Annotated in this window: 20 protein-coding genes; 10 read left to right on the forward strand and 10 right to left on the reverse strand. The window is 69.1% G+C overall.

Annotated elements, in window-relative coordinates; translation table 11 throughout:
• Positions 1-340: 340 nt before the first annotated feature.
• Together ACZ52C_RS11200 and ACZ52C_RS11205 are read right to left on the reverse strand one after the other, a co-directional pair.
• The gene (locus ACZ52C_RS11200; RefSeq protein WP_469074462.1) at positions 341-1318 is read right to left on the reverse strand and encodes a pirin family protein; all 978 of its coding nucleotides are present in this window, start codon (positions 1316-1318) and stop codon (positions 341-343) included.
• 332 nt (positions 1319-1650) lie between these two features.
• Complete coding sequence (locus ACZ52C_RS11205) at positions 1651-2145, reverse strand: SseB family protein (protein ID WP_469074463.1); 495 nt, start codon at positions 2143-2145, stop codon at positions 1651-1653.
• 149 nt (positions 2146-2294) lie between these two features.
• Here ACZ52C_RS11205 and ACZ52C_RS11210 point away from each other — a divergent pair, with 149 nt between their 5' ends.
• The 3 genes from ACZ52C_RS11210 (at position 2295) to ACZ52C_RS11220 (ending at position 5930) form a co-directional block, all read left to right on the forward strand.
• Positions 2295-4121: an acyl-CoA dehydrogenase gene (locus tag ACZ52C_RS11210; RefSeq protein ID WP_469074464.1), complete on the forward strand. Its 1827-nt coding sequence runs from the start codon at positions 2295-2297 to the stop codon at positions 4119-4121.
• Positions 4122-4262: 141 nt separating this feature from the next.
• On the forward strand, positions 4263-5561 hold the full coding sequence (locus ACZ52C_RS11215; RefSeq protein WP_469074465.1) for a M18 family aminopeptidase: 1299 nt from the start codon (positions 4263-4265) through the stop codon (positions 5559-5561).
• Between the two features lie 132 nt (positions 5562-5693).
• Positions 5694-5930 (forward strand): DUF6458 family protein, encoded by a 237-nt coding sequence (locus tag ACZ52C_RS11220; RefSeq protein ID WP_060886086.1) that lies wholly within the window; start codon positions 5694-5696, stop codon positions 5928-5930.
• A gap of 158 nt (positions 5931-6088) precedes the next feature.
• Here ACZ52C_RS11220 and ACZ52C_RS11225 read toward each other — a convergent pair whose 3' ends face one another.
• Positions 6089-6484, reverse strand: coding sequence for a cupin domain-containing protein (locus tag ACZ52C_RS11225; protein ID WP_469074466.1), 396 nt, complete (start codon positions 6482-6484; stop codon positions 6089-6091).
• A 51-nt stretch (positions 6485-6535) separates the two neighbouring features.
• Here ACZ52C_RS11225 and ACZ52C_RS11230 point away from each other — a divergent pair, with 51 nt between their 5' ends.
• Both ACZ52C_RS11230 and ACZ52C_RS11235 read left to right on the forward strand, forming a co-directional pair.
• Positions 6536-7540, forward strand: a complete 1005-nt coding sequence (locus ACZ52C_RS11230) for a helix-turn-helix domain-containing protein (RefSeq protein ID WP_469074467.1) — start codon at positions 6536-6538, stop codon at positions 7538-7540.
• Between the two features lie 2 nt (positions 7541-7542).
• Positions 7543-8034 carry an LURP-one-related/scramblase family protein gene (locus ACZ52C_RS11235; RefSeq protein ID WP_469074468.1) on the forward strand — a complete coding sequence of 164 codons (492 nt, stop codon included), beginning with the start codon at positions 7543-7545 and terminating at the stop codon, positions 8032-8034.
• A 9-nt stretch (positions 8035-8043) separates the two neighbouring features.
• Here ACZ52C_RS11235 and ACZ52C_RS11240 read toward each other — a convergent pair whose 3' ends face one another.
• From ACZ52C_RS11240 to ACZ52C_RS11255, 4 genes are all read right to left on the reverse strand, one after another.
• A complete protein-coding gene (locus tag ACZ52C_RS11240) occupies positions 8044-9030 on the reverse strand; it encodes a hypothetical protein (RefSeq protein WP_469074469.1) in 987 nt (328 codons plus the stop codon).
• Positions 9011-10132: an AAA family ATPase gene (locus ACZ52C_RS11245; protein WP_469074470.1), complete on the reverse strand. Its 1122-nt coding sequence runs from the start codon at positions 10130-10132 to the stop codon at positions 9011-9013. The genes ACZ52C_RS11240 and ACZ52C_RS11245 overlap by 20 nt, the downstream gene beginning before the upstream one ends.
• Positions 10129-11298 carry a DUF262 domain-containing protein gene (locus tag ACZ52C_RS11250; RefSeq protein WP_225617401.1) on the reverse strand — a complete coding sequence of 390 codons (1170 nt, stop codon included), beginning with the start codon at positions 11296-11298 and terminating at the stop codon, positions 10129-10131. The genes ACZ52C_RS11245 and ACZ52C_RS11250 overlap by 4 nt, the downstream gene beginning before the upstream one ends.
• Positions 11299-11560: 262 nt before the next feature.
• On the reverse strand, positions 11561-11995 hold the full coding sequence (locus ACZ52C_RS11255) for an ATP-binding protein (protein ID WP_469074471.1): 435 nt from the start codon (positions 11993-11995) through the stop codon (positions 11561-11563).
• A 230-nt stretch (positions 11996-12225) separates the two neighbouring features.
• Between ACZ52C_RS11255 and ACZ52C_RS11260 the strand changes: the two genes are divergently transcribed.
• On the forward strand, positions 12226-13071 hold the full coding sequence (locus tag ACZ52C_RS11260; protein ID WP_028796396.1) for a helix-turn-helix domain-containing protein: 846 nt from the start codon (positions 12226-12228) through the stop codon (positions 13069-13071).
• Complete coding sequence (locus tag ACZ52C_RS11265; protein WP_469074472.1) at positions 13068-13286, forward strand: DUF397 domain-containing protein; 219 nt, start codon at positions 13068-13070, stop codon at positions 13284-13286. The genes ACZ52C_RS11260 and ACZ52C_RS11265 overlap by 4 nt, the downstream gene beginning before the upstream one ends.
• A gap of 8 nt (positions 13287-13294) precedes the next feature.
• Here ACZ52C_RS11265 and ACZ52C_RS11270 read toward each other — a convergent pair whose 3' ends face one another.
• Positions 13295-14089, reverse strand: a complete 795-nt coding sequence (locus ACZ52C_RS11270) for a carbon-nitrogen family hydrolase (protein ID WP_469074473.1) — start codon at positions 14087-14089, stop codon at positions 13295-13297.
• Between the two features lie 233 nt (positions 14090-14322).
• Here ACZ52C_RS11270 and ACZ52C_RS11275 point away from each other — a divergent pair, with 233 nt between their 5' ends.
• Entirely contained in the window at positions 14323-15147 is an 825-nt protein-coding gene (locus ACZ52C_RS11275) for a maleylpyruvate isomerase family mycothiol-dependent enzyme (protein ID WP_469074474.1), read from the forward strand.
• A 50-nt stretch (positions 15148-15197) separates the two neighbouring features.
• Here ACZ52C_RS11275 and ACZ52C_RS11280 read toward each other — a convergent pair whose 3' ends face one another.
• On the reverse strand, positions 15198-16514 hold the full coding sequence (locus ACZ52C_RS11280; protein ID WP_469074475.1) for an MFS transporter: 1317 nt from the start codon (positions 16512-16514) through the stop codon (positions 15198-15200).
• Positions 16511-17194: a GntR family transcriptional regulator gene (locus ACZ52C_RS11285; RefSeq protein ID WP_469074476.1), complete on the reverse strand. Its 684-nt coding sequence runs from the start codon at positions 17192-17194 to the stop codon at positions 16511-16513. The genes ACZ52C_RS11280 and ACZ52C_RS11285 overlap by 4 nt, the downstream gene beginning before the upstream one ends.
• Positions 17195-17530: 336 nt before the next feature.
• Here ACZ52C_RS11285 and ACZ52C_RS11290 point away from each other — a divergent pair, with 336 nt between their 5' ends.
• Together ACZ52C_RS11290 and ACZ52C_RS11295 are read left to right on the forward strand one after the other, a co-directional pair.
• Positions 17531-18364, forward strand: coding sequence for a D-alanyl-D-alanine carboxypeptidase family protein (locus tag ACZ52C_RS11290; RefSeq protein WP_469074477.1), 834 nt, complete (start codon positions 17531-17533; stop codon positions 18362-18364).
• Between the two features lie 171 nt (positions 18365-18535).
• Positions 18536-19606, forward strand: a complete 1071-nt coding sequence (locus ACZ52C_RS11295) for a BRO-N domain-containing protein (protein WP_469074478.1) — start codon at positions 18536-18538, stop codon at positions 19604-19606.
• Positions 19607-19690: the final 84 nt, after the last annotated feature.

The raw sequence follows: 19690 nt of genomic DNA on the forward strand, positions 1-19690 counted from the left end.
AGTGCCGGACGGACGTCGGGATCCATCGTGGTGGAACAGTCTGCGCATGGTGTCTCTCCCCGTATCCCTGCGTGCGCGGCGGGGAAGCGGGCAGAACTGAGCCCGCCCCGGCCGATGGCCGGGGCGGGATCCGAGTGGTGCTCTCTCCCCCATGAGAGCCACCCGCTCCGGAGGTCAGCCGAAGGGGTGGACATGCCAAAACCTACGCGGTGGAGGCGGCGCTCATCCAGGCGTCGACCGGGTGTGCATGATCACCCCACGCCCAGTGAACCCGGACGACACCCGGTGGCCCGATTGGTGAAGACAGCCCGCATTTGCCCGGCGGGACGGCCTTATACGCTCAGCCCTGCGGCCCTTCGGAGGTCATCCCGTGCACCGCCGGGACCGTCCCCAGCCGGCCCTTCTGGAAGTCCTCGAACGCCTGCTGGAGCTCCTCGCGGGTGTTCATGACGAACGGGCCGTAGTGGGCCATCGGCTCACGGATCGGCTGTCCGCCGAGGAGCACGATCTCCAGGTCGGGCGCGTTCGAGTCCTGCTGCTCGTCCGCGCGGAAGGTGATCGAGGAGCCCGATCCGAACACGGCCGTCTGACCGAGGTGGATCGGCCGCCGGTCCGCGCCGACGCTGCCGCGCCCGGCGAGGACGTAGGCGAGGGCGTTGAAGTCCTCGCGCCACGGCAGGGTGATCTCCGCGCCCGGCGCCACGGTCGCGTGGAGCAGGGTGATCGGGGTGTGGGTGATGCCCGGCCCCTGGTGACCGTCCAGCTCGCCGGCGATGACGCGAAGGAGCGCGCCGCCGTCCGGGGTGGTGAGCAGCTGGACCTGGCCGCCGCGGATGTCCTGGTACTTGGGGGCCATCATCTTGTCGCGGGCCGGGAGGTTCACCCACAGCTGGATGCCGTGGAACAGGCCGCCGGACATGACGAGGGACTCCGGCGGCGCCTCGATGTGGAGAAGGCCGGAGCCGGCCGTCATCCACTGGGTGTCGCCGTTGGTGATGGTGCCGCCACCGCCGTGGCTGTCCTGGTGGTCGAAGATCCCGTCGATGATGTAGGTGACGGTCTCGAAGCCGCGGTGCGGGTGCCAGGGGGTGCCCTTCGGCTCTCCCGGCGCGTAGTCCACCTCGCCCATCTGGTCCATCATGATGAACGGGTCGAGGTGCTGGTAGTTGATCCCGGCGAAGGCGCGGCGGACCGGGAAGCCCTCGCCCTCGAAACCACTGGGCGCGGTCGTCACGGCGAGCACCGGGCGGGCCACCGCGTCGGTCGGCGCGGCGACACGGGGCAGGATCAGCGGGTTCTCGACGGTCACTGCGGGCATGTCGGTACCTCCTTGTGCGCTCAGTTTAGTTGATTATTGAACTTCCTGCCAGGCCCAACAGCGCACGGACCCCGTCGCATTCCCGCACGGCCCCGGACAGCAGAACGCCGCCGGCCCAGAGGACCAACGGCGAGATGACGACCCGGGTCACCGGCGAACAGTAGAGGACCCGAGAGACCGGAAGAAACGATTCAGCAAACCACTATGCCCAAGCCCCAGCCCACCCAAGGGGCGCGGGGAACTGCGCGAACAACCCCCACAGCCCCGCACCTCGCGACGAACCGCACCCACCACCCCGAACCCGGAACCCGAACCCGGCCCGACCAGCGGAGCTACCCGTACATCCGCCGCATCGCGAACTCCACCATCTGCTCCACGGCCTTCGCGTCGAACACCATCCGGTGCTCCCCCTCCATGTCGAGGACGAAGCCGTAGCCGGTCGGCAGCAGATCGATCACCTCCGCACCGGTGATCACGAAGTACTTGGACTCCTTGCCGGCGTACCGACGGAGTTCCTTGAGCGAGGTGAACATCGGGATCACCGGCTGCTGGGTGTTGTGCAGCGCCAGGAACCCGGGGTTGTCCCCGCGCGGGCAGTACACCTTGGACGACGCGAAGACCTGCTGGAAGTCCTCCGCCGCCAGCTGCCCGGTGGTGAAGGCCCGCACCGCGTCCGCGAGGGAGGGCGGGGACGGCTCGGGGTACAGGGGTGCCTGCTGTCCGTAGCCGCCCCCCATCTGGCCGCCGGGCATCTGCCCGGGCATCTGCTGCTGCGGCGGCGGGGCGTACTGCTGCTGGGGGCCGGCGCTCTGGTCGTAGCCGTACATGCGGCAAAGCGTAACGAGTCACAGATGACCCGATCGGGGTTGCTTCTTATTACTGATGGGTAGCATCATCGACATACAAGCTACTTGTTGGTACGTGAACTAGTGCGAGGATCCAGTGCCTCGCCGATCTCTCTTACGGAGCCGTCGCCATGGGGCACTACAAGTCGAATCTCCGCGACATCGAGTTCAACCTCTTCGAGGTCCTCGGGCGCGACAAGCTGTACGGCACCGGCCCGTTCGCGGAGATGGACACGGACACCGCCAAGAGCATCCTGGAGGAGCTGACCCGTCTCGCGGAGAACGAGCTGGCGGAGTCCTTCGTGGATGCCGACCGCAACCCCCCGGTCTTCGACCCGGAGACCAACACCGCCCCGGTACCGGCGTCCTTCAAGAAGAGCTACAAGGCCTTCATGGAGTCCGAGTACTGGCGGCTCGGCCTCCCCGAGGAGATCGGCGGCACCACCGCGCCGCGCTCCCTGATCTGGTCCTACGCGGAGCTGCTGCTCGGCGCCAACCCGGCCGTGTGGATGTACGCCTCCGGCCCGGCGTTCGCCGGCATCCTCTACGACGAGGGCAACGACGTCCAGAAGAAGATCGCCCAGATCGCGGTCGAGAAGACCTGGGGCTCCACCATGGTCCTCACCGAGCCGGACGCCGGCTCGGACGTCGGCGCCGGCCGCACCAAGGCCGTCCAGCAGGAGGACGGCTCCTGGCACATCGAGGGCGTCAAGCGCTTCATCACCTCCGGTGAGCACGACATGGAGGAGAACATCCTCCACTACGTCCTCGCCCGCCCCGAGGGCCACGGCCCCGGCACCAAGGGCCTGTCCCTCTTCCTCGTCCCGAAGTACCTCTTCGACTTCGAGACCGGCGAGCTGGGCGAGCGCAACGGCGTCTACGCCACCAACGTCGAGCACAAGATGGGCCTGAAGGCCTCCAACACCTGCGAGATGACCTTCGGCGACCAGCACCCCGCCAAGGGCTGGCTGATCGGCGACAAGCACGACGGCATCCGCCAGATGTTCCGCATCATCGAGTTCGCCCGCATGATGGTCGGCACGAAGGCGATCTCCACGCTCTCCACGGGCTACCTGAACGCGCTGGAGTACGCCAAGGAGCGCGTCCAGGGCCCGGACCTCGCGAACTTCATGGACAAGACCGCGCCCAAGGTCACCATCACCCACCACCCCGACGTCCGCCGCTCGCTGATGACGCAGAAGGCGTACGCGGAGGGCATGCGCGCCCTCGTCCTCTACACGGCCTCCATCCAGGACGAGATCCAGGTCAAGGAGGCGGCCGGCGAGGACTTCTCCGCCCTGGAGGCCCTGAACGACCTGCTCCTGCCCATCGTCAAGGGCTACGGCTCCGAGAAGGGCTACGAGCAGCTCGCCCAGTCGCTGCAGACCTTCGGCGGCTCCGGGTTCCTCCAGGAGTACCCGATCGAGCAGTACATCCGCGACGCCAAGATCGACACCCTCTACGAGGGCACCACCGCGATCCAGGGCCAGGACTTCTTCTTCCGGAAGATCGTCCGCAACCAGGGCGCCGCGCTCAACTCCCTCGCCGAGGAGATCAAGAAGTTCCTGGCCCTCGGAGAGGGCGGCGAGCAGCTGGAGGGGGCCCGCGAGCACCTCGCCAAGGCCGCCGTCGAGCTGGAGGCCATCGTCGGCCTCCTGCTCACCGACCTCGCCGCCACCGAGCAGGACGTCAAGAACATCTACAAGGTGGGCCTGAACACCACCCGCCTGCTGATGGCCTCCGGTGACGTGGTCGTCGGCTACCTGCTCCTCAAGGGCGCCGCCGTCGCCGCCGAGAAGCTCCCGACCGCCTCCGCCAAGGACAAGGCGTTCTACACCGGCAAGATCGCGGCGGCGAAGTTCTTCGCCGCCAACGTCCTCCCGGGCGTCACCCTCGCCCGCAAGATCTCCGAGGGTGTCGACCTGGACCTGATGGAGCTGGACGAGGCGGCGTTCTAGCCGACCGCCCCCGGCCGACCAGGTCGTGGCGCCGGACGGACCCTGCCCGTCCGTCCGGCGCCCGCTCCCGCGCCCGCCCGCCACGAGGGCCCGCTCCCGTCCCCAGGGAGCGGGCCCTCGTACGTCGTTAAGGTGAACCCCATGCGCACACCCCCACGCTTCGATCGCGGCCACACCGACGACCTCATGACGTTCCTGGCGAGCAGCCCGACCCCGTACCACGCGGTGGCGAGCGCCGCGGAACGGCTGGAGAAGGCAGGCTTCCGGCAGGTCTCGGAGACCGACGCGTGGGACGGCTCGCTGGGCGGCCGGTACGTGCTGCGCGGGGGCGCGATCATCGCCTGGTACGTCCCGAAGGGCGCCGACCCCCACACCCCCTTCCGGATCGTCGGCGCCCACACCGACTCCCCCAACCTGCGGGTCAAGCCCCGTCCCGACAGCGGTGCCCACGGCTGGCGCCAGGTCGCCGTCGAGATCTACGGCGGTCCGCTGATGAACTCCTGGCTCGACCGCGACCTCGGCCTCGCCGGCCGGCTCTCCCTGCGCGACGGCTCCAGCCGCCTCGTCAACGTCGACAGACCGCTTCTGCGCGTCCCCCAACTCGCCATCCACCTCGACCGGACGGTCACCTCCGAGGGCCTCAAGCTCGACAAGCAGCGGCACCTCCAGCCCGTCTGGGGCCTCGGCGACGACGTCCGCGACGGCGACCTGATCGCCTTCCTGGAGGAGGAGGCGGGGCTCCCCGCGGGCGAGGTCACCGGCTGGGACCTGATGACCCACTCCGTCGAGCCCCCCGCGTACCTGGGCCGCGACAACGAACTGCTCGCCGGTCCCCGCATGGACAACCTGCTCTCCGTGCACGCCGGTACGGCCGCGCTCGCCGCCGTCGCCGCCTCCGGTGACGACCTCCCGTACATCCCCGTCCTCGCCGCCTTCGACCACGAGGAGAACGGCTCCCAGTCCGACACCGGCGCGGACGGCCCGCTGCTCGGCGGTGTCCTGGAGCGCACGGTGTTCTCGCGCGGCGGCTCCTGGGAGGACCGGGCACGGGCCTTCGCGGGCACGGTCTGTCTGTCCTCCGACACCGGCCACGCCGTCCACCCCAACTACGCGGAGCGCCACGACCCGACGCACCACCCCCGCGCGGACGCCGGCCCGATCCTGAAGGTCAACGTCAACAACCGCTACGCCACGGACGGTTCGGGCCGCGCCGTCTTCGCCGCCGCCTGCGAGAAGGCCGGGGTGCCGTTCCAGACGTTCGTCTCCAACAACTCCATGCCCTGCGGCACCACCATCGGCCCCATCACCGCCGCCCGGCACGGCATCCGCACGGTCGACATCGGGGTGGCCATCCTCTCGATGCACAGCGTCCGCGAGCTGTGCGGAGCGAAGGACCCCTACCTCCTGGCGAACGCCCTGGCGGCCTTCCTGGAGGGCTGACCCCCGGGCCCGCGCCCCCTCCCGCCCCCAACGGCTGTTACTGACCGGCCTGTCCGGGTACCCGATGTCAACCGGTAGGACCGAACGACCGGAACGACCGGCCGACCCAACCGGACACAGGGAGGAACACTCATGGGCCTGGGCGGGTGCATCATTCTGATCGCGGTGGGGGCCATCCTCACGTTCGCCACCGACTGGGACATGCAAGGGGTCAACCTCGACCTGGTCGGCGTCATCTTCATGATCGTCGGACTCATAGGGGTCGCGACGTTCAGCAGCATCGCCAAGCGGAGGCGCGTGGTGGTACCGCCCTCGACTCCGGTCATCGACGAAGGCCGGCACAGCCGCGACGGATACGGCGGCGTGTGACCGTCCCGGCGAGCAGCGGGGGCGGCGGCCCCGACGGACTCCATCGCCGCCCTCGTCCATCCCCGTCGGCACCAGCGGCAGCCGGTCCGCCCCGCCCTCCGTGATCCGGACCGGCACGCCGCAGTCCTGCTGGTGGGCGTGTCAGCCGGAACGGACGGTCAGCTCAGCGCGTGCCCCGTGGTCACGTCCACATGGTCCGGGATGTCGTCATGCCGGTCGCCGACGGTACTCGTACCGCTCGGTTCCATGACGAGGATGGCTGCGCGGGACGGGGCGTGCGGCTTGTGCTCGACCCCTCGTGGGACGGTGAAGACCGAGCCTCGAGGCAGGACGACCGTGCGTTCCCTCTCCGCCTCGCGCAGGCCGATGTGCAGTTCGCCCTCGATGACCAGGAAGAACTCGTCGGTGTTCTCGTGGACGTGCCAGAGGTGGTCGCCCTCGACCTTGGCCACGCGGACGTCGTAGTCGTTGACGGTGGTGACGATGCGGGGGCTCCACAGGGCGTCGAAAGAAGACAGCGCCTCTGCCAGGGAGATGGGTGCGGTGGGTTCCATGAAGTCATCGTCGGTGTGTGCGCACCACCGTACGAGTGCTAGGAATCGCACATGCCGAAAGGATCCTCGCAGCATCCTCCGCCGAGTCCGCACCGTGTCGTGGTGGTCGTCGACGAGGCCACCAACCCCTTCGAAGTGGGCGTGGCGACCGAGTTGTTCGGGCTGCCGCGGCCCGAGCTGGGGCTGCCTGTGCCGCTGTACGAGGTGACGCTGTGCACGCCCGGGGCCCAGGTCCGGATGAACCACGGGTTCTTCACCATGACCGGGGTGGCGGGGCTCGACGCCGTCGACGACGCCGACACCCTCGTCGTACCGGGCCGACCGGACAACGTCGTGCCGCGCGGGGCCGCCGTGCTCGACGCCATCCGGCGCACCCACGCGCGCGGGGCGCGGGTCGTGAGTTTCTGCACGGGCACATTCGCGCTGGCGGAGGCCGGGGTGCTCGACGGCCGTCGGGCCACCACCCACTGGCGCTGGGCGGAGACATTCCAGCAGCTGCATCCGAAGGTCCGGCTGGAACCGGACGTGCTCTACGTCGACGAGGGCGACCTGCTGAGCTCGGCCGGCAGCGCGGCCTCGCTCGACCTGGGGCTGCACATCTGGCGCCGGGACCACGGCGCGGAGCTGGCCAACGCGGTGAGCCGACGGCTGGTGTTCGCGGCTCATCGCGACGGCGGGCAACAGCAGTTCGTGGAGCGGCCCGTTCCGCACATCCCGGACGAGTCCCTCGGACCCGTGCTGGCCTGGGCCCAGAAGCGCCTCGCCGCCCCCCTCACGGTCTCGGACCTCGCCACCCGCGCGGCCGTCTCGCCCGCCACCCTGCACCGCCGCTTCCGCAGCCAGCTCGGCACGACACCTCTGGCCTGGCTCAACGGGGAACGCGTGACCCTGGCCCGACGGCTCATCGAACGCGGGGAGGTGCGTCTCGACGTGGTCGCCGAGCGCAGCGGACTCGGGACCGCCGCGAACCTCCGCGCGCGCCTGCGCCAGGAGACCGGGCTGAGCCCTTCGGCCTACAGGCGACGTTTCGGTGCGGGCGCGGGGGAACGCCTGTAGACATGAGATTCCTCGTACGCGACCGGCTCCTCGGCATCGGTGACGACTACTGGATCGAGGACGAGCACGGCCGGAAGGCCTTCCTCGTCGACGGCAAGGCCATGCGGCTGCGGGACACCTTCGAGCTGAAGGACACCCAGGGGCGGGTGCTGATCGACATCCGCCGCAAGATGTTCGCCTTGCGCGACACCATGGTCGTCGAACGCGGCGGCGAGCCCCTCGCCACCGTCCGCCGCAAGCGCCTCTCCCTGCTGCGCAACCACTACCGGGTCTCCCTGGCGGAAGGCACCGAACTCGACGTCAGCGGCAAGATCCTCGACCGTGAGTTCGTCATCGAGTACGACGGGGAACTCCTCGCGCACATCTCCCGCAGATGGCTGAGCGTCCGCGAGACCTACGGCCTGGACGTCGTACGTGACGACGCGGACCCGGCGCTGCTGATCGCCGTCACGGTGTGCGTGATCAGCCTGGCGGAGAAGGAGCGGGACGACTGAGACGACTCGTCAGGTCGCCAGATGCTCCACGAAGATCCCGATGAGAACGCGGTCGTCCTGGTCGGCGAGCGGCAGGGAGAAGTGCACCCGGTCGCGGTCCCACAGGCGCTTGCCGTGCCACTCGCAGCGGTAGGCGGCGTCGCCGTGAACCACCTTGCGTTGCTCCCACGCCTTCGCGTTCTTCTTCGTGTTCGGACTCTCGGGGGAGATGTCCAGGCCCAGGGCGGAGAATCTGGCCATGACCTGGTTCTGGTCGCCGCCGCAGTCGGCCAGGGTCCGGGCGAAGTGGTCGTTGAGGGCTCCGAGCAGCTTCACCAGCCAGGGCAGGACCTCGGCGTAGGAGCCCTTGAAGTGGTGCAGGCGCAGGGTCTCGGCGAAGAGCAGCCGCGGAAAGGCGTCCTCGGTGAGGGTGAAGAAGTGCTCGGCCGGGACGGGTTCGTGGGTGAACAGGCCTCGCCAGAAGCCCGGCGCGTCCGCGGGTGAGCGCAGGACGTGTGCCCTCACCTCGTCCTGGCCCGTCTCCGTCGTCCGGGTGACGGTGACCCATCCGGACGGCCAGTCGGGCTCCTTGGCGTACGGCGCGAGGAGACAGGACATGGCCCGGCCTTCCGCCGCTCTGGCCAGGGCGTGTGCCGTGCCCCAGGACGGCTCGCGCCAGGGGCCCTCGGCCACACGGACGGGCTGCGGCAGGTCCGCCTCGTCGGGGTCCAGCCGCTTGCACTTGCCCAGTAGCGTCTGCAGGCGGGCCCGCACGTCACGGGGCAGCCCGCCGTCGGGCGAGTACAGGGCGTCGATCAGCGAGACCGAGGGCCGGCACTCCACGTCGTACGCGGCGTTCATGAACGCCGCCTTGCGGCCGTCGGCCAGGGGCTCCAATAACTTCGCGAGCATGTCGAGGGCCTCGGGCAGATCGGCGTCCGCCAGCTCCCGCCAGTCGAAGGACTCCTCGCCGACGACCACGCGGTAGTCGTCGGCGTCACCTGCTGCGTCCGGCACGGGCCAGCCTCCCCAGGTCGCTCTCGATCTGGTCGAAGAAGCCACTCGGCCAGTGGCTGAGTTCGCCCCTGTCGTTGATGGCGATGGGCAGGGTCCGGTCGTGGTCGAAGTAGTGCGTGATCATGTCCTTCGCCGGGAGGGAGCGGTCTTGGGCGACGGCGAGCCGGGCTCCGTTGAGGACGTGGTCGCTGTGTGTCTCGACCAGGACCTGCACCCCGCTGCCCGCCACGCGCGCGAGGAAGCGGCCGAGCCGGGACTGCCCTGCCGGGTGAAGATGGGCCTCGGGGTTCTCGACGATCAACAGGTCGCCCGGCTCGGTGAGCAGACCGGCGACGATGACGGGAAGGGCGTAGGAGACACCGAAACCGGTGTTGACGGGGCGGATCTCCTCACCGCTCAGGCCCGGCTCGCTGAAGCGGATCGTCCCGGCCATGATGCCCACGGCGACCCGTGCGGTGATCTGCAGCGGGCGGATGATCTCCGAGGCCCAGGCCTCGGCCTGGAGCCGGAGTTGCGGACCGGCGGCGTCCGCGTGCCGCAGTGGCTTACGGACCGCTTTCCGGCTGGTCACGGCACGCGTGTCGCGCAGTGCCAGCACCTGTGCGGTGAACTCCCCTTGTACTCCCACCCCGATCCGGTCGGGTTCCTCGGCGGACACCGACAGCGTGTCGCGCGGTCCGAGACGCTCAGCGCACAGATACGTGAACGCGGGGTCGACGACATCCCGCCCGATGCCGGGCACGGACTGCACCGGCAGCCGCAGCGCGTTCAGGTGCAGTGCCTGTTCCGAGTCGGGCAGACCGAGGACGTACACCCATGACTCACCGTTCGGGCCGCCCAGCCGTACGGTGATCTCGCGTGCGTCGGTCGCCCAGTTCAGCACGTCCCGGGCCTCACCGAGGGCCAGCCGGAGCGGACCGTTCAGCCGCACGGCGTCGCCCGCCACGCCGCGTGCCCTCTCGGCCAGCCGCGCCAGCAGCAGGGACTGGAGCATGGTGCTCTTGCCGCCGCCGTTGACCCCGGTCAGGACGGTCAGGGGGCGCAGTTCGAACGACTCCGATTCGAACCGCTTGAAGCCCCGGATCTCCAGGGAAGTGATCACCGGCCGGCTCCGGCGTCCGCGACGGCGGCCTTGAAGCGGTAGTCGACGCGATGGCGGTCGGTGGTGGAGGAGGTGATGGCATTGAGGTAGGTGACGTCCGTGGTCATCCGCTCCCGCGCGGCCTGCACGATCGCCTTCCGGCGCGCCCGCAGGTCGGCGGTGGTGTGATCGGGATCGGCCAGGGCGAGCGACCAGCTCTCGAACATGGCCCGGTTGATCGGACGACGGTAGTCGTCGCCCTTCGGCCACTTGCGGAAGGCGTGCTCCCCGAAGACGAGGTATGCGTGGGTCATCGCCCGGTCGAAGGCCTCCTCCAGCGCCGCCACCCGCTCGTCGGGGACCTGCTTCGGATCGTCGAGCATCTCGGTGGCGTCCATCAGGAACAGCTCCATCATGGGCCGCTCCTGGTAGGCCTCGATGTCCTTCAGCCAGAACGCGGCGAACCGCAGCGCCATCTCCCGGTCGTTCATCCGGATGTGGTTGGTCAGGCGGCCCCCGGTGGCCTTGGCGAAGGCGTCCGTGTGGGTCATCCGGTGCAGGATGTCCCTGCTGCGCGGACTGCTCATGCAGTGGCGGATCTCCTGCGCGTTCAGCGGGGTTCCACCGGTGTTGATCCGCTTGAAGATCTCGTACGTCACTCCGCGCGGTGTCGTCGGGTCGATCACGTTGACGATCAGCTGGGTGTTGTTGATCCGCCGCTGGAACGGCACGGGGAGATCGGTGAAACGCAGGTCCTTCAGGTCGTTCAGATGCTCCAGCTTCCCGAGGGCGAACCCGTTCTCGCCGCCCCGGACGAACGCGTGCAGCGTGGAGAGCCGCTGAAGTCCGTCGACGACCCGGAACGACCCGTCCGCGTCCTCCGCGAAGTAGAAGGCGGGCAGCGGGATCTGGAGCAACAGGGACTCGACGAGCAGGGACTTCTGGTCGGCGCGCCAGACCTGGAGACGCTGGAAGTCCGGAGCGAGTTCGATGGAGCCCTCGTCGATCTGGTCGAGGATGTTGCGCAGGGAGAACTGGCTGGTGTTCACCCGGATCTGGTCGGGGTTCCATGGTCGTTGGATCCGCTCGGTCTCCTCACCGGGGTCCTCGACCTCGATGTCCGTGGCGTGTCCCTCGAACACGTCCTCCACCACGTCAGGGGTCGTCTGCGCGCCGTCCATAGCCATGGCGGTCATCCTAGGGGCGGGTGATCGGACGGGGGGAGGTGTTGTACCCACCTCCCACCACCCGGTTCGGGCGTGGGATCGCACTGGCCGGCGGCGATCTTGAGGACCTCCGCCAGGGACTCGACCAGACGGCCCGCGATCCAGCGCAGTTGGTTGGCCGTCAGGCATGCGCCGTCGTCGACCATCGGCCGCGCGAGGCCCAGGACGACGGCCGCCGATACGAGATGCCGCTGCCTGCTCTCGGGCGTTCGCGGCTCGTCGGTCAACACGGCACCGCCCGTCGCCGTACGGGCAGGTCGAACCAGACCGCCTTGCCCACCGGGTGTGTCGGGCCGCCGTACGGGACGTCCGCCCCGTGCCCCCAGCGGCCCTCGGTGAGGGCGTCGACCAGATACAGTCCCCGGCCGCCGCCCCGTTCCCAGGTCTCAGTCGTCAGTTCCCTTATGACCGGCGGGTTCTTGTCCCCGTCGTACACCACCACCCGGAGCCGCCCCTCCTCCACGGCCAGCCACAGCACGGTGCCGTCACCGCCCTTGGCGTGCACGCAGGCGTTGGTGACGAGTTCGGAGGCGCAGAGGACCGCGTCGTCGACGAGGGTGCGGTCCAGGTGCAGCGCGTGCAGGACGGTGGCGACGAAATCGCGGGCGATGTGGGGGGAGGTTTCGACGGGTGGGCAGATGAGGGTGTACGAGGGCATGGGGCATCAACTCCGGTGGAGGTGAGGGGGTTGCACGCGCCTGTCCGCGTTGCTGTCCGGCGCCCCGGTGTCGATGGTCGGCGTGGCGCTTCCAACGGGGGGTGGGTGCGCGGGAGTTGCGGATGAGTGACCACACGGGCACTCTCCGTGAGTACAGTGGCAACCGTAGCGGTAAACGTTGAGCAGGCTCAACGTTTCAGGGAAGCTCGTCACCCGATCGAGGAGAAGGCATGACATCGAGGCCCACCCCGACCGCCCGACAGGCTCGATTGGGCGCAGAGTTGCGGAAACTGCGCGAGGCATCGGGCGTCTCGAACCGGAAGGCCGCCGCGCAACTGGGAGTCAGCCCGACCCAGATCAGCCACATCGAGTCCGGACGGTTCGGCCTCAGCACTGAACGACTCCGCAGGATGGCGGAGTTCTACGACTGCGACGACACCGCCCTCGTTGACGCGCTGGTCGAGATGTCAGTACCCCGCCTCGGCAACTGGTGGGAGGAGTACAGGGGCGCGATGCCACCGCAGGCGCTCGACCTGGCCGAACTGGAGCATGACGCGTCATACGTACGCGTATTCGAAGTGGTGCACATCCCGGGAGTCCTCCAGATCGAGGAACACGTGCGCGCCGCCTCGGTCTTCTGCGAACCGAGCCTTTCGGAAGAGGCCCGCGAGACCCGTGTCTCGTTCCGGATGCGGCGACAGCAGGTACTGGAGGCAGGCACACCGTACGACGTCGTCATCCACGAGGCCGCGCTGCGCATGCGCGTCGGCGGTTCCCAGGTCACCCGCGCCCAGCTCGGACACCTTCTTCAGGCAGCCGACAGGGCCTCTCTCACCCTCCGCGTCGTCCCCTTCACCGCCGAGGGCTTCGCAGGCGCCGGGTACGCCATGCAGTACGTGGGCGGGCCGGTATCCCCACTCGACACCGTGCAGATCGACACCACACATGGCGCCGAATTCATCAACGCCACAGCGCGGCTGAACCGATACCGGGCTCTCTTCGAAAGTATCGACAAGGCAGCGCTCACGCAGAATGCTTCCCTTGACCTCATCCGCCGTATCGCCCAGGAACTGTGAAGGATCTCCCTGTGCCCGAAGGACTCCACTGGCAGAAGTCGTCGTTCTCCGGGGGAGGCGGAGACACCTCCTGCGTAGAGATATCCACCACCCCCACCACCCTCCACCTCCGCGAGAGCGACAGCCCCACCACCATCCTGTCGCCCACCCCCACCGCCCTGCACGCGCTCCTCACCACCCTGCGGAACGGCCCCCGAACCCCGCCGCAGGGCTGAGCGGAGGTTCAGCGGCGCGGTGGCTCCAAGCCCAGGAGGCGGTCCTTCAGCGCCGGGAACTGTTCCCGCGTGGTCGCGACCTTCGCCGGGTCGAACTCCACCGTCAGGACCTCCTCGTCGGCGCCCGCCTCCGCCAGGACCTCGCCCCAGGGATCGACCACGATCGAGTGGCCGGCCTGGGGGACGCCCGCGTGCGTACCGGCCGTCCCGCAGGCGAGGACGTAGGCCTGGTTCTCCACGGCGCGGGCCTGCGCCAGCAGCGTCCAGTGGGAGCGCCGGCGCTCCGGCCAGCCCGCCGACAGGACGAACATCTCGGCGCCCGCGTCGACGAGGCCCCGGAACAGCTCGGGGAACCGCAGGTCGTAGCAGGTGGCGATGCCGACGGTCGTGTCCGGCAGCCGGACCGTCACCAGCTCCGCGCCGGCGCCCATCAGCACGGCCTCGCCCTTGTCGAAGCCGAAGCGGTGGATCTTGCGGTAGGCCGCGGCGAGGTCGCCGGACGGTGAGAAGACGAGGGAGGTGTTGTAGAGGGCTCCGTCGGGGTCGCGCTCCGGGATCGAGCCCGCGTGCAGCCAGACGCCCGTGTCGCTCGCCGCCTTGGCCATCGCCTCGTACGTCGGCCCTTCCAGCGGTTCGGCCGCCGCGTCGAAGGATTCGAACGCGAAGGCGCCGGTGGTCCAGAGCTCCGGCAGGACGACGAGATCGGCGCCGGTCTGCTCCCGCACCAGCGAGGCCGCCCGCCGCCTGCGCGAATCGACCGATTCGTCCTCGTCTACACCGATCTGGATGAGCGAGGCGCGCACACTACCACCGTCCTGGCATTCGAGCTGTCCACACCGGCCTACGATCGTCACACGAAAGCACTGCCGGGGTGCCTCACAGCAGCGTAACTTAACGTTTCACAGCACCCACTGACAGCCGCCGACGAACCGCTCCACGCCGTCAACGCCGACGCCCCCACTGAAGACCACCGTCCACGTAGCCGACACGTACCGACCGTACTGACACGTACCGACCGCCCGAGGGGTCCCGTTCCGTGAGTCTGCATCCCACTCTTCAGCCCTACGCCGACGCCTGGACCCACTCCGTGGACGCGATATCCGAGCTGGTGACGCCGCTCGTGGAGGGCGAGTGGAACCGGCGGACGCCATGCCCCGGCTGGTCGGTGCGCGATGTGGTCTCCCATGTCATCGGCCTGGACTGCGAGATGCTCGGCGACCCCCGGCCGATCCACACCCTCCCGCGCGACCTGTACCACGTACGGACCGAGCACCAGCGGTACATGGAGATGCAGGTCGACGCCCGCCGGCATCACACCGCGCCGGAGATGACCTCCGAGCTGGAGTACACGATCATCCGGCGCAACCGCCAGCTGCGGAACGAGTCACGGGACCCGGGGCACAAGGTGCGGGGCCCGCTCGGCACGGAGCTGACCCTCGAACAGGCCATGCGCAACCGCGCGTTCGACGTCTGGGTCCACGAGCAGGACCTGCGCGCCGCGCTGGGGCAGCCGGGGAACCTGGACTCGCCGGGCGCGTACGTCGTCCGTGACGAGCTGCTGTCCGTGCTGCCGAAGGTGGTCGCGGAGGACGCGCAGGCGCCGCGCAGTTCCGCGGTCGTCTTCGACGTGCACGGCCCGGTGGAGTTCATCCGTACCGTCCGCGTGGACATCCAGGGCCGCGGGACGCTGGAGACCGCTCCCGCGCTCGGCCCCGCCGCCAGCCTCACCCTCGACTGGGAGACCTACGTCCGCCTCGCCTGCGGCCGCGTCACCGCCGACCTCGTCGCCGACCGCATCAAGGCCGAGGGCGACCCCCACCTGATCGCGGCGATCCTGCACGCGTTCGCGGTGACCGTCTAGCGGCAGGGTCCGCACCGCGCCACACGCCCCGTACGGCGGCGTCCCGGCCACTACGCCGGTACGTGAACCGTCTCCACGCGGCTCGCCACCAGACGTTCCCGTTCCCGGCGGGCCGCTCGGCCGCGCAGGCGCAGGATCTGGCTCAGGCCCAGCGCCTGGAGGACGAAGACGGCGGAGAAGGCGATGCCGTAGTCGTCGCCGGTCAGGTCCAGGAGGACGCCGACCGCGAGGAGGGTCGTCATGGAGGCGACGAAACCACCCATGTTGGTGATTCCGGACGCGGTGCCCTGACGCTCCGGCGGGTTCGCCGGGCGGGCGAAGTCGAAGCCGAGCATCGAGGCCGGACCGCAGGCGCCGAGGACCGCGCAGAGCACGATCAGAAGCCACATCGGGGCGTGCTCACCGGGGTACAGGAGCGTGGTCGCCCACACCGCGGCCGTCGTGAGGACCGTGCCGAGCGCCAGCGGCAGCCGCGCGGCGTGGTGCCGGGCGACGATCTGCCCGTACACCAGTCCGACCACCATGTTGGACAGGACGACGAGGGTGAGCAGTTCACCGGCGGTGCCCCGGCTGAGCCCCTGCGCCTGGACCAGGAACGGCAGCCCCCACAGCAGCAGGAACACCATCGCCGGGAACTGGGTGGTGAAGTGCACCCACATCCCGAGCCGGGTGCCGGGCTCCCGCCAGGACGCCACGATCTGCCGCCGCACGTACGCCGCCCCGTGGTGCGGGAACGGCTGCGGCTCGTGCCCGTCCGGGTGGTCCTTCAGGAACAGCAGGGTGAGGACCAGCACGACCAGACCGGCGACCGAGCTGCCCGCGAACGCCGCCGTCCAGCCCACCCCGTGCAGCAGCCGGGCCAGCAGCAGCGTCGAGACCAGGTTGCCCGCCATGCCGACCAGGCCCGCCATCTGCGCGATCATCGGTCCGCGCCGGGCCGGGAACCACCGGCTGCCCAGCCGCAGCACACTGATGAACGTCATCGCGTCGCCGCAGCCCAGCAGCGCCCGCGACGCCAGCGCCATGCCGTACGTCGGCGACAGCGCGAAGCCGATCTGGCCGGCCGTGAACAGCAGGATGCCCAGCGTCAGCACCTTCTTGGTGCCGAGCCGGTCGACCAGCAGGCCGACGGGAATCTGCATGCCGGCGTAGACCAGCAGCTGGAGGATCGAGAACGTCGACAGCGCGGAGGCACCCACATGGAAGCGCTCGGCGGCGTCGAGGCCGGCCACGCCCAGCGACGTACGGAAGATGACGGCGACGAAGTAGACGGAGACGCCCACACCCCACACAGCGAGGGCGCGACGGCCGCCGGGCGGGTCTCCGGGCAGGGTCCCGGCGGACGACGTGATGGCGGGGCGGCTCAACGGACCTCTCCCCGTGCCAGGTTGGAGAACCAGCTGACGTGCCGGTGCACGATCTCCACGGCCGCCTCCGCATCGCCCGCGCGCAGCGCCCGGAGGATCTCCTCGTGCTCGGTGAGCGTCTTGGTGATGCGGTCGGGGTGCGCGTGCATCACGGCGACGCCCATCCGCAGCTGCCGGTCGCGGAGTTGGTCGTAGAGGCGGGAGAGGATCTCGTTGCCCCCGCTGCGGACGATCTCGGCGTGGAAACAGCGGTCGGTCACCGCGGCGCCCGCCAGGTCCCCGGCGGCGGCCTGCTCCTTCTGCTGCTCCAGCAGGCTCTCCAGCCGCTCGATCAGCTGCGGCGAGGCCGGGGCCGTCTTGCGCACCGCGTGCTCCTCGACCAGCTGCCGGGTCTCCACGACATCCGCGATCTCCTGCGCGGAGACGGGCAGCACCAGGGCGCCCTTCTTCGGGTAGAGCTTGATCAGCCCTTCGACCTCCAGCCGCAGCAGGGCCTCCCGCACGGGCGTCCGGGACACGCCGACGGCCTCGGCCAGCTCGCCCTCGGTGAGCAAGGTGCCGCCCTCGTAGCGGCGCTCCAGCACACCCTGTTTGACGTGGGCGTAGACACGGTCGGCGGCGGGTGGCTGCTTGACGGCGGGGACGGCGGGGACGGAAGCGGGAGCCGGGGCGGAGGGCATGCCCACAGCATAGATACAACACGTACGCATTGCCGTCCACGTCCACGATCCGGAACGGCACGCCCGCGCCGAAGACGATTTCGAACGCGTCTCGCACCCACCGTGAACCCGTCAGAAGAGTGTGAGATGGACTCGAATTGCCCCCTGCCTCACCCAGAGCGCAACCTTTTGTGCTACTCACTTGTCACACGAGAAGCGGCCCTGCTTGCCCGCAATCGGAGCCCAAGTGGCCGCGCTCCTCAGACATTTGACGCAATCGGGGTACTTGACTTGATTACCGCCATAAAGGGCGCACGTGTCCGCAGAGCCGCTGCAGTCGTCGTGACCACCGGTGCGATGATCGCGACGGGAGTAGCCACCTCCGCTCCCGCGCAGGCCGCCGTCGCGAAGCCGACGCTGAACGCCAAGGGCGCGTTCGTGATCAACCCGGCCACCGGCAAGAGCTTCGGCAAGACCGCGACGACCGCGCGCGCCACCGGCTCCACCACCAAGATCATGACCGCCAAGGTCGTGCTGTCGCAGAAGAACCTGAACCTGGACGCCAAGGTCACGATCCAGAAGGCGTACAGCGACTACATCGTCAAGAACGGCGCCTCCTCGGCCGGCCTGTTCGTCGGCGACAAGGTCACGGTCCGTCAGCTGCTCTACGGGCTGATGCTGCCGTCGGGCTGCGACGCCGCGTACGCGCTCGCCGACAAGTTCGGCACGGGCTCGACCCGCGCGGCCCGGGTGAAGTCGTTCATCGGCAAGATGAACTCCACCGCCAAGAGCCTCGGCATGACGAACACGAAGTTCGACTCGTTCGACGGCATCAGCAACGGCACCAACCAGTCGTCGCCGAAGGACCTCACCACGCTCGCCCGCAACGTCATGAAGAACTCGACGTTCAAGACGATCGTGAAGACGGTCAGCACCAAGCAGAAGGTGACGACCAAGAACGGTGGCTACCGCTACCACACCTGGGAGAACACCAACAAGCCGCTGCTGACCACCTACAAGGGCGCGATCGGCATCAAGACGGGCTCCGGGACCCAGGCGAAGTACTGCCTGGTCTTCGCCGCCACGCGCAACGGCAAGACGATCTACGGCACGGTCCTCACCGCGTCCAACGCCGACACCCGTCTGGCGGACGCGAAGAAGCTCCTCAACTACGGCTTCGCGGCGCTCTAGCCCCGCCTCGCCGGACACACGGGAAGGGGGCCACCGCACACCGCGGTGGCCCCCTTTTTCGTGCTCGACGCAAGCCGATCAGGCTTCTTTACCTCGCAATAGTGAACATGGCTAACCCAGCTGGCATATTCGATTTCCGCCCCCGTACGTTCCGCAGCGGAGGTGGTTCACGTGATCGAACCCAGCAAGCACCAACCCGACCCCCGTATGCGGCAAGTGGACGCACTCGACGTCGGCGACTTCGTCTACGCGGCCACCGGAGCCCGCGTCCGCCGACTCACCATGCCGGACGGGACGCATTGGTTTCCGGCGGTGGACGTCTGCAAGCAGTTGGGGCACACCAACTCTCGACAGGCCCTTGCGGATCACGTCCCCGAGAGGCACCGAGACATTCTTGAGACCGTAACTGGAGCTTACGGTCTCAGCGTTCCTGCAGGTAGGGAGTGGCGCCGAGACCTGAATCTCATCGATCTCCAGGGTCTGATCCTCCTCGTCAGCGCCTGCACCAAGCCAGAGTGCGCACCCTTCAAGCAGTGGGTCGCCGAGGTGATCGAGACCGTTCAGCGGGAGGGTTCCTACGCCCTCGACGAGGCTGAGGTCCAGCCCGTCGGCCCCGGCGCACCCATCGCGTACGCCATGCCCGAGCAGATCGCCGACGCCATCGTCCGGCTCGAAGAGCGCAACCTCCAGGCGGACGAGCAACTGGCGGTCTCCCAGCAGAAGTCACTCGCGTTGCAACAGCAGATGCTGGACTCGCAACAGCACATGTCGGAAACCCAGCAGCAGATGCTGGAAACTCAGCAGCAGATGCTGGCAACCCAGCAGCAAATGCTGGCAACCCAGCAGCAGATGGTCGAGATGCAGCGGGCCGGCCTCGCCGCTCAGCAGGCCATGGCCCAGGCGATGGAGCGCATCGCCAACCGGCTCGACACCCTCGCCGTCGCGCACCCGGCTCCCGCCGCCACCGCCTTCGAGACGCACCCCACCACCGAGTCCGTGCTGGCCGACTGGCGCGAGCGGTTGTCCGTGACGACGGACGTGTGGACGGTGGCCGTGGTGATCGCGCCGGTGCTCGTCGAGGAGGGTGAGCTACGGCAGCCGCTGGAGGCCATCGCGGCCCGTACGGGACTGTCGGTGCACCGCGTCAACGAGTGCCTCCGGCTGCTGCGCAAGCACGCCTGCATCCATCCCGTGGGTGCGGCGGAGGACGGCGCCCCGGTGTACGTGCTGCACCAGCGCTGACCTTTCCCCGAAAGCGGGAACAGGACAGGGGCGTCGCAATCCGAAGTTGCGGCGCCCCTGTGGACTGAGCCTACCCAGCGGGGA

The organism is Streptomyces sp. NPDC034049 (assembly GCF_055575575.1).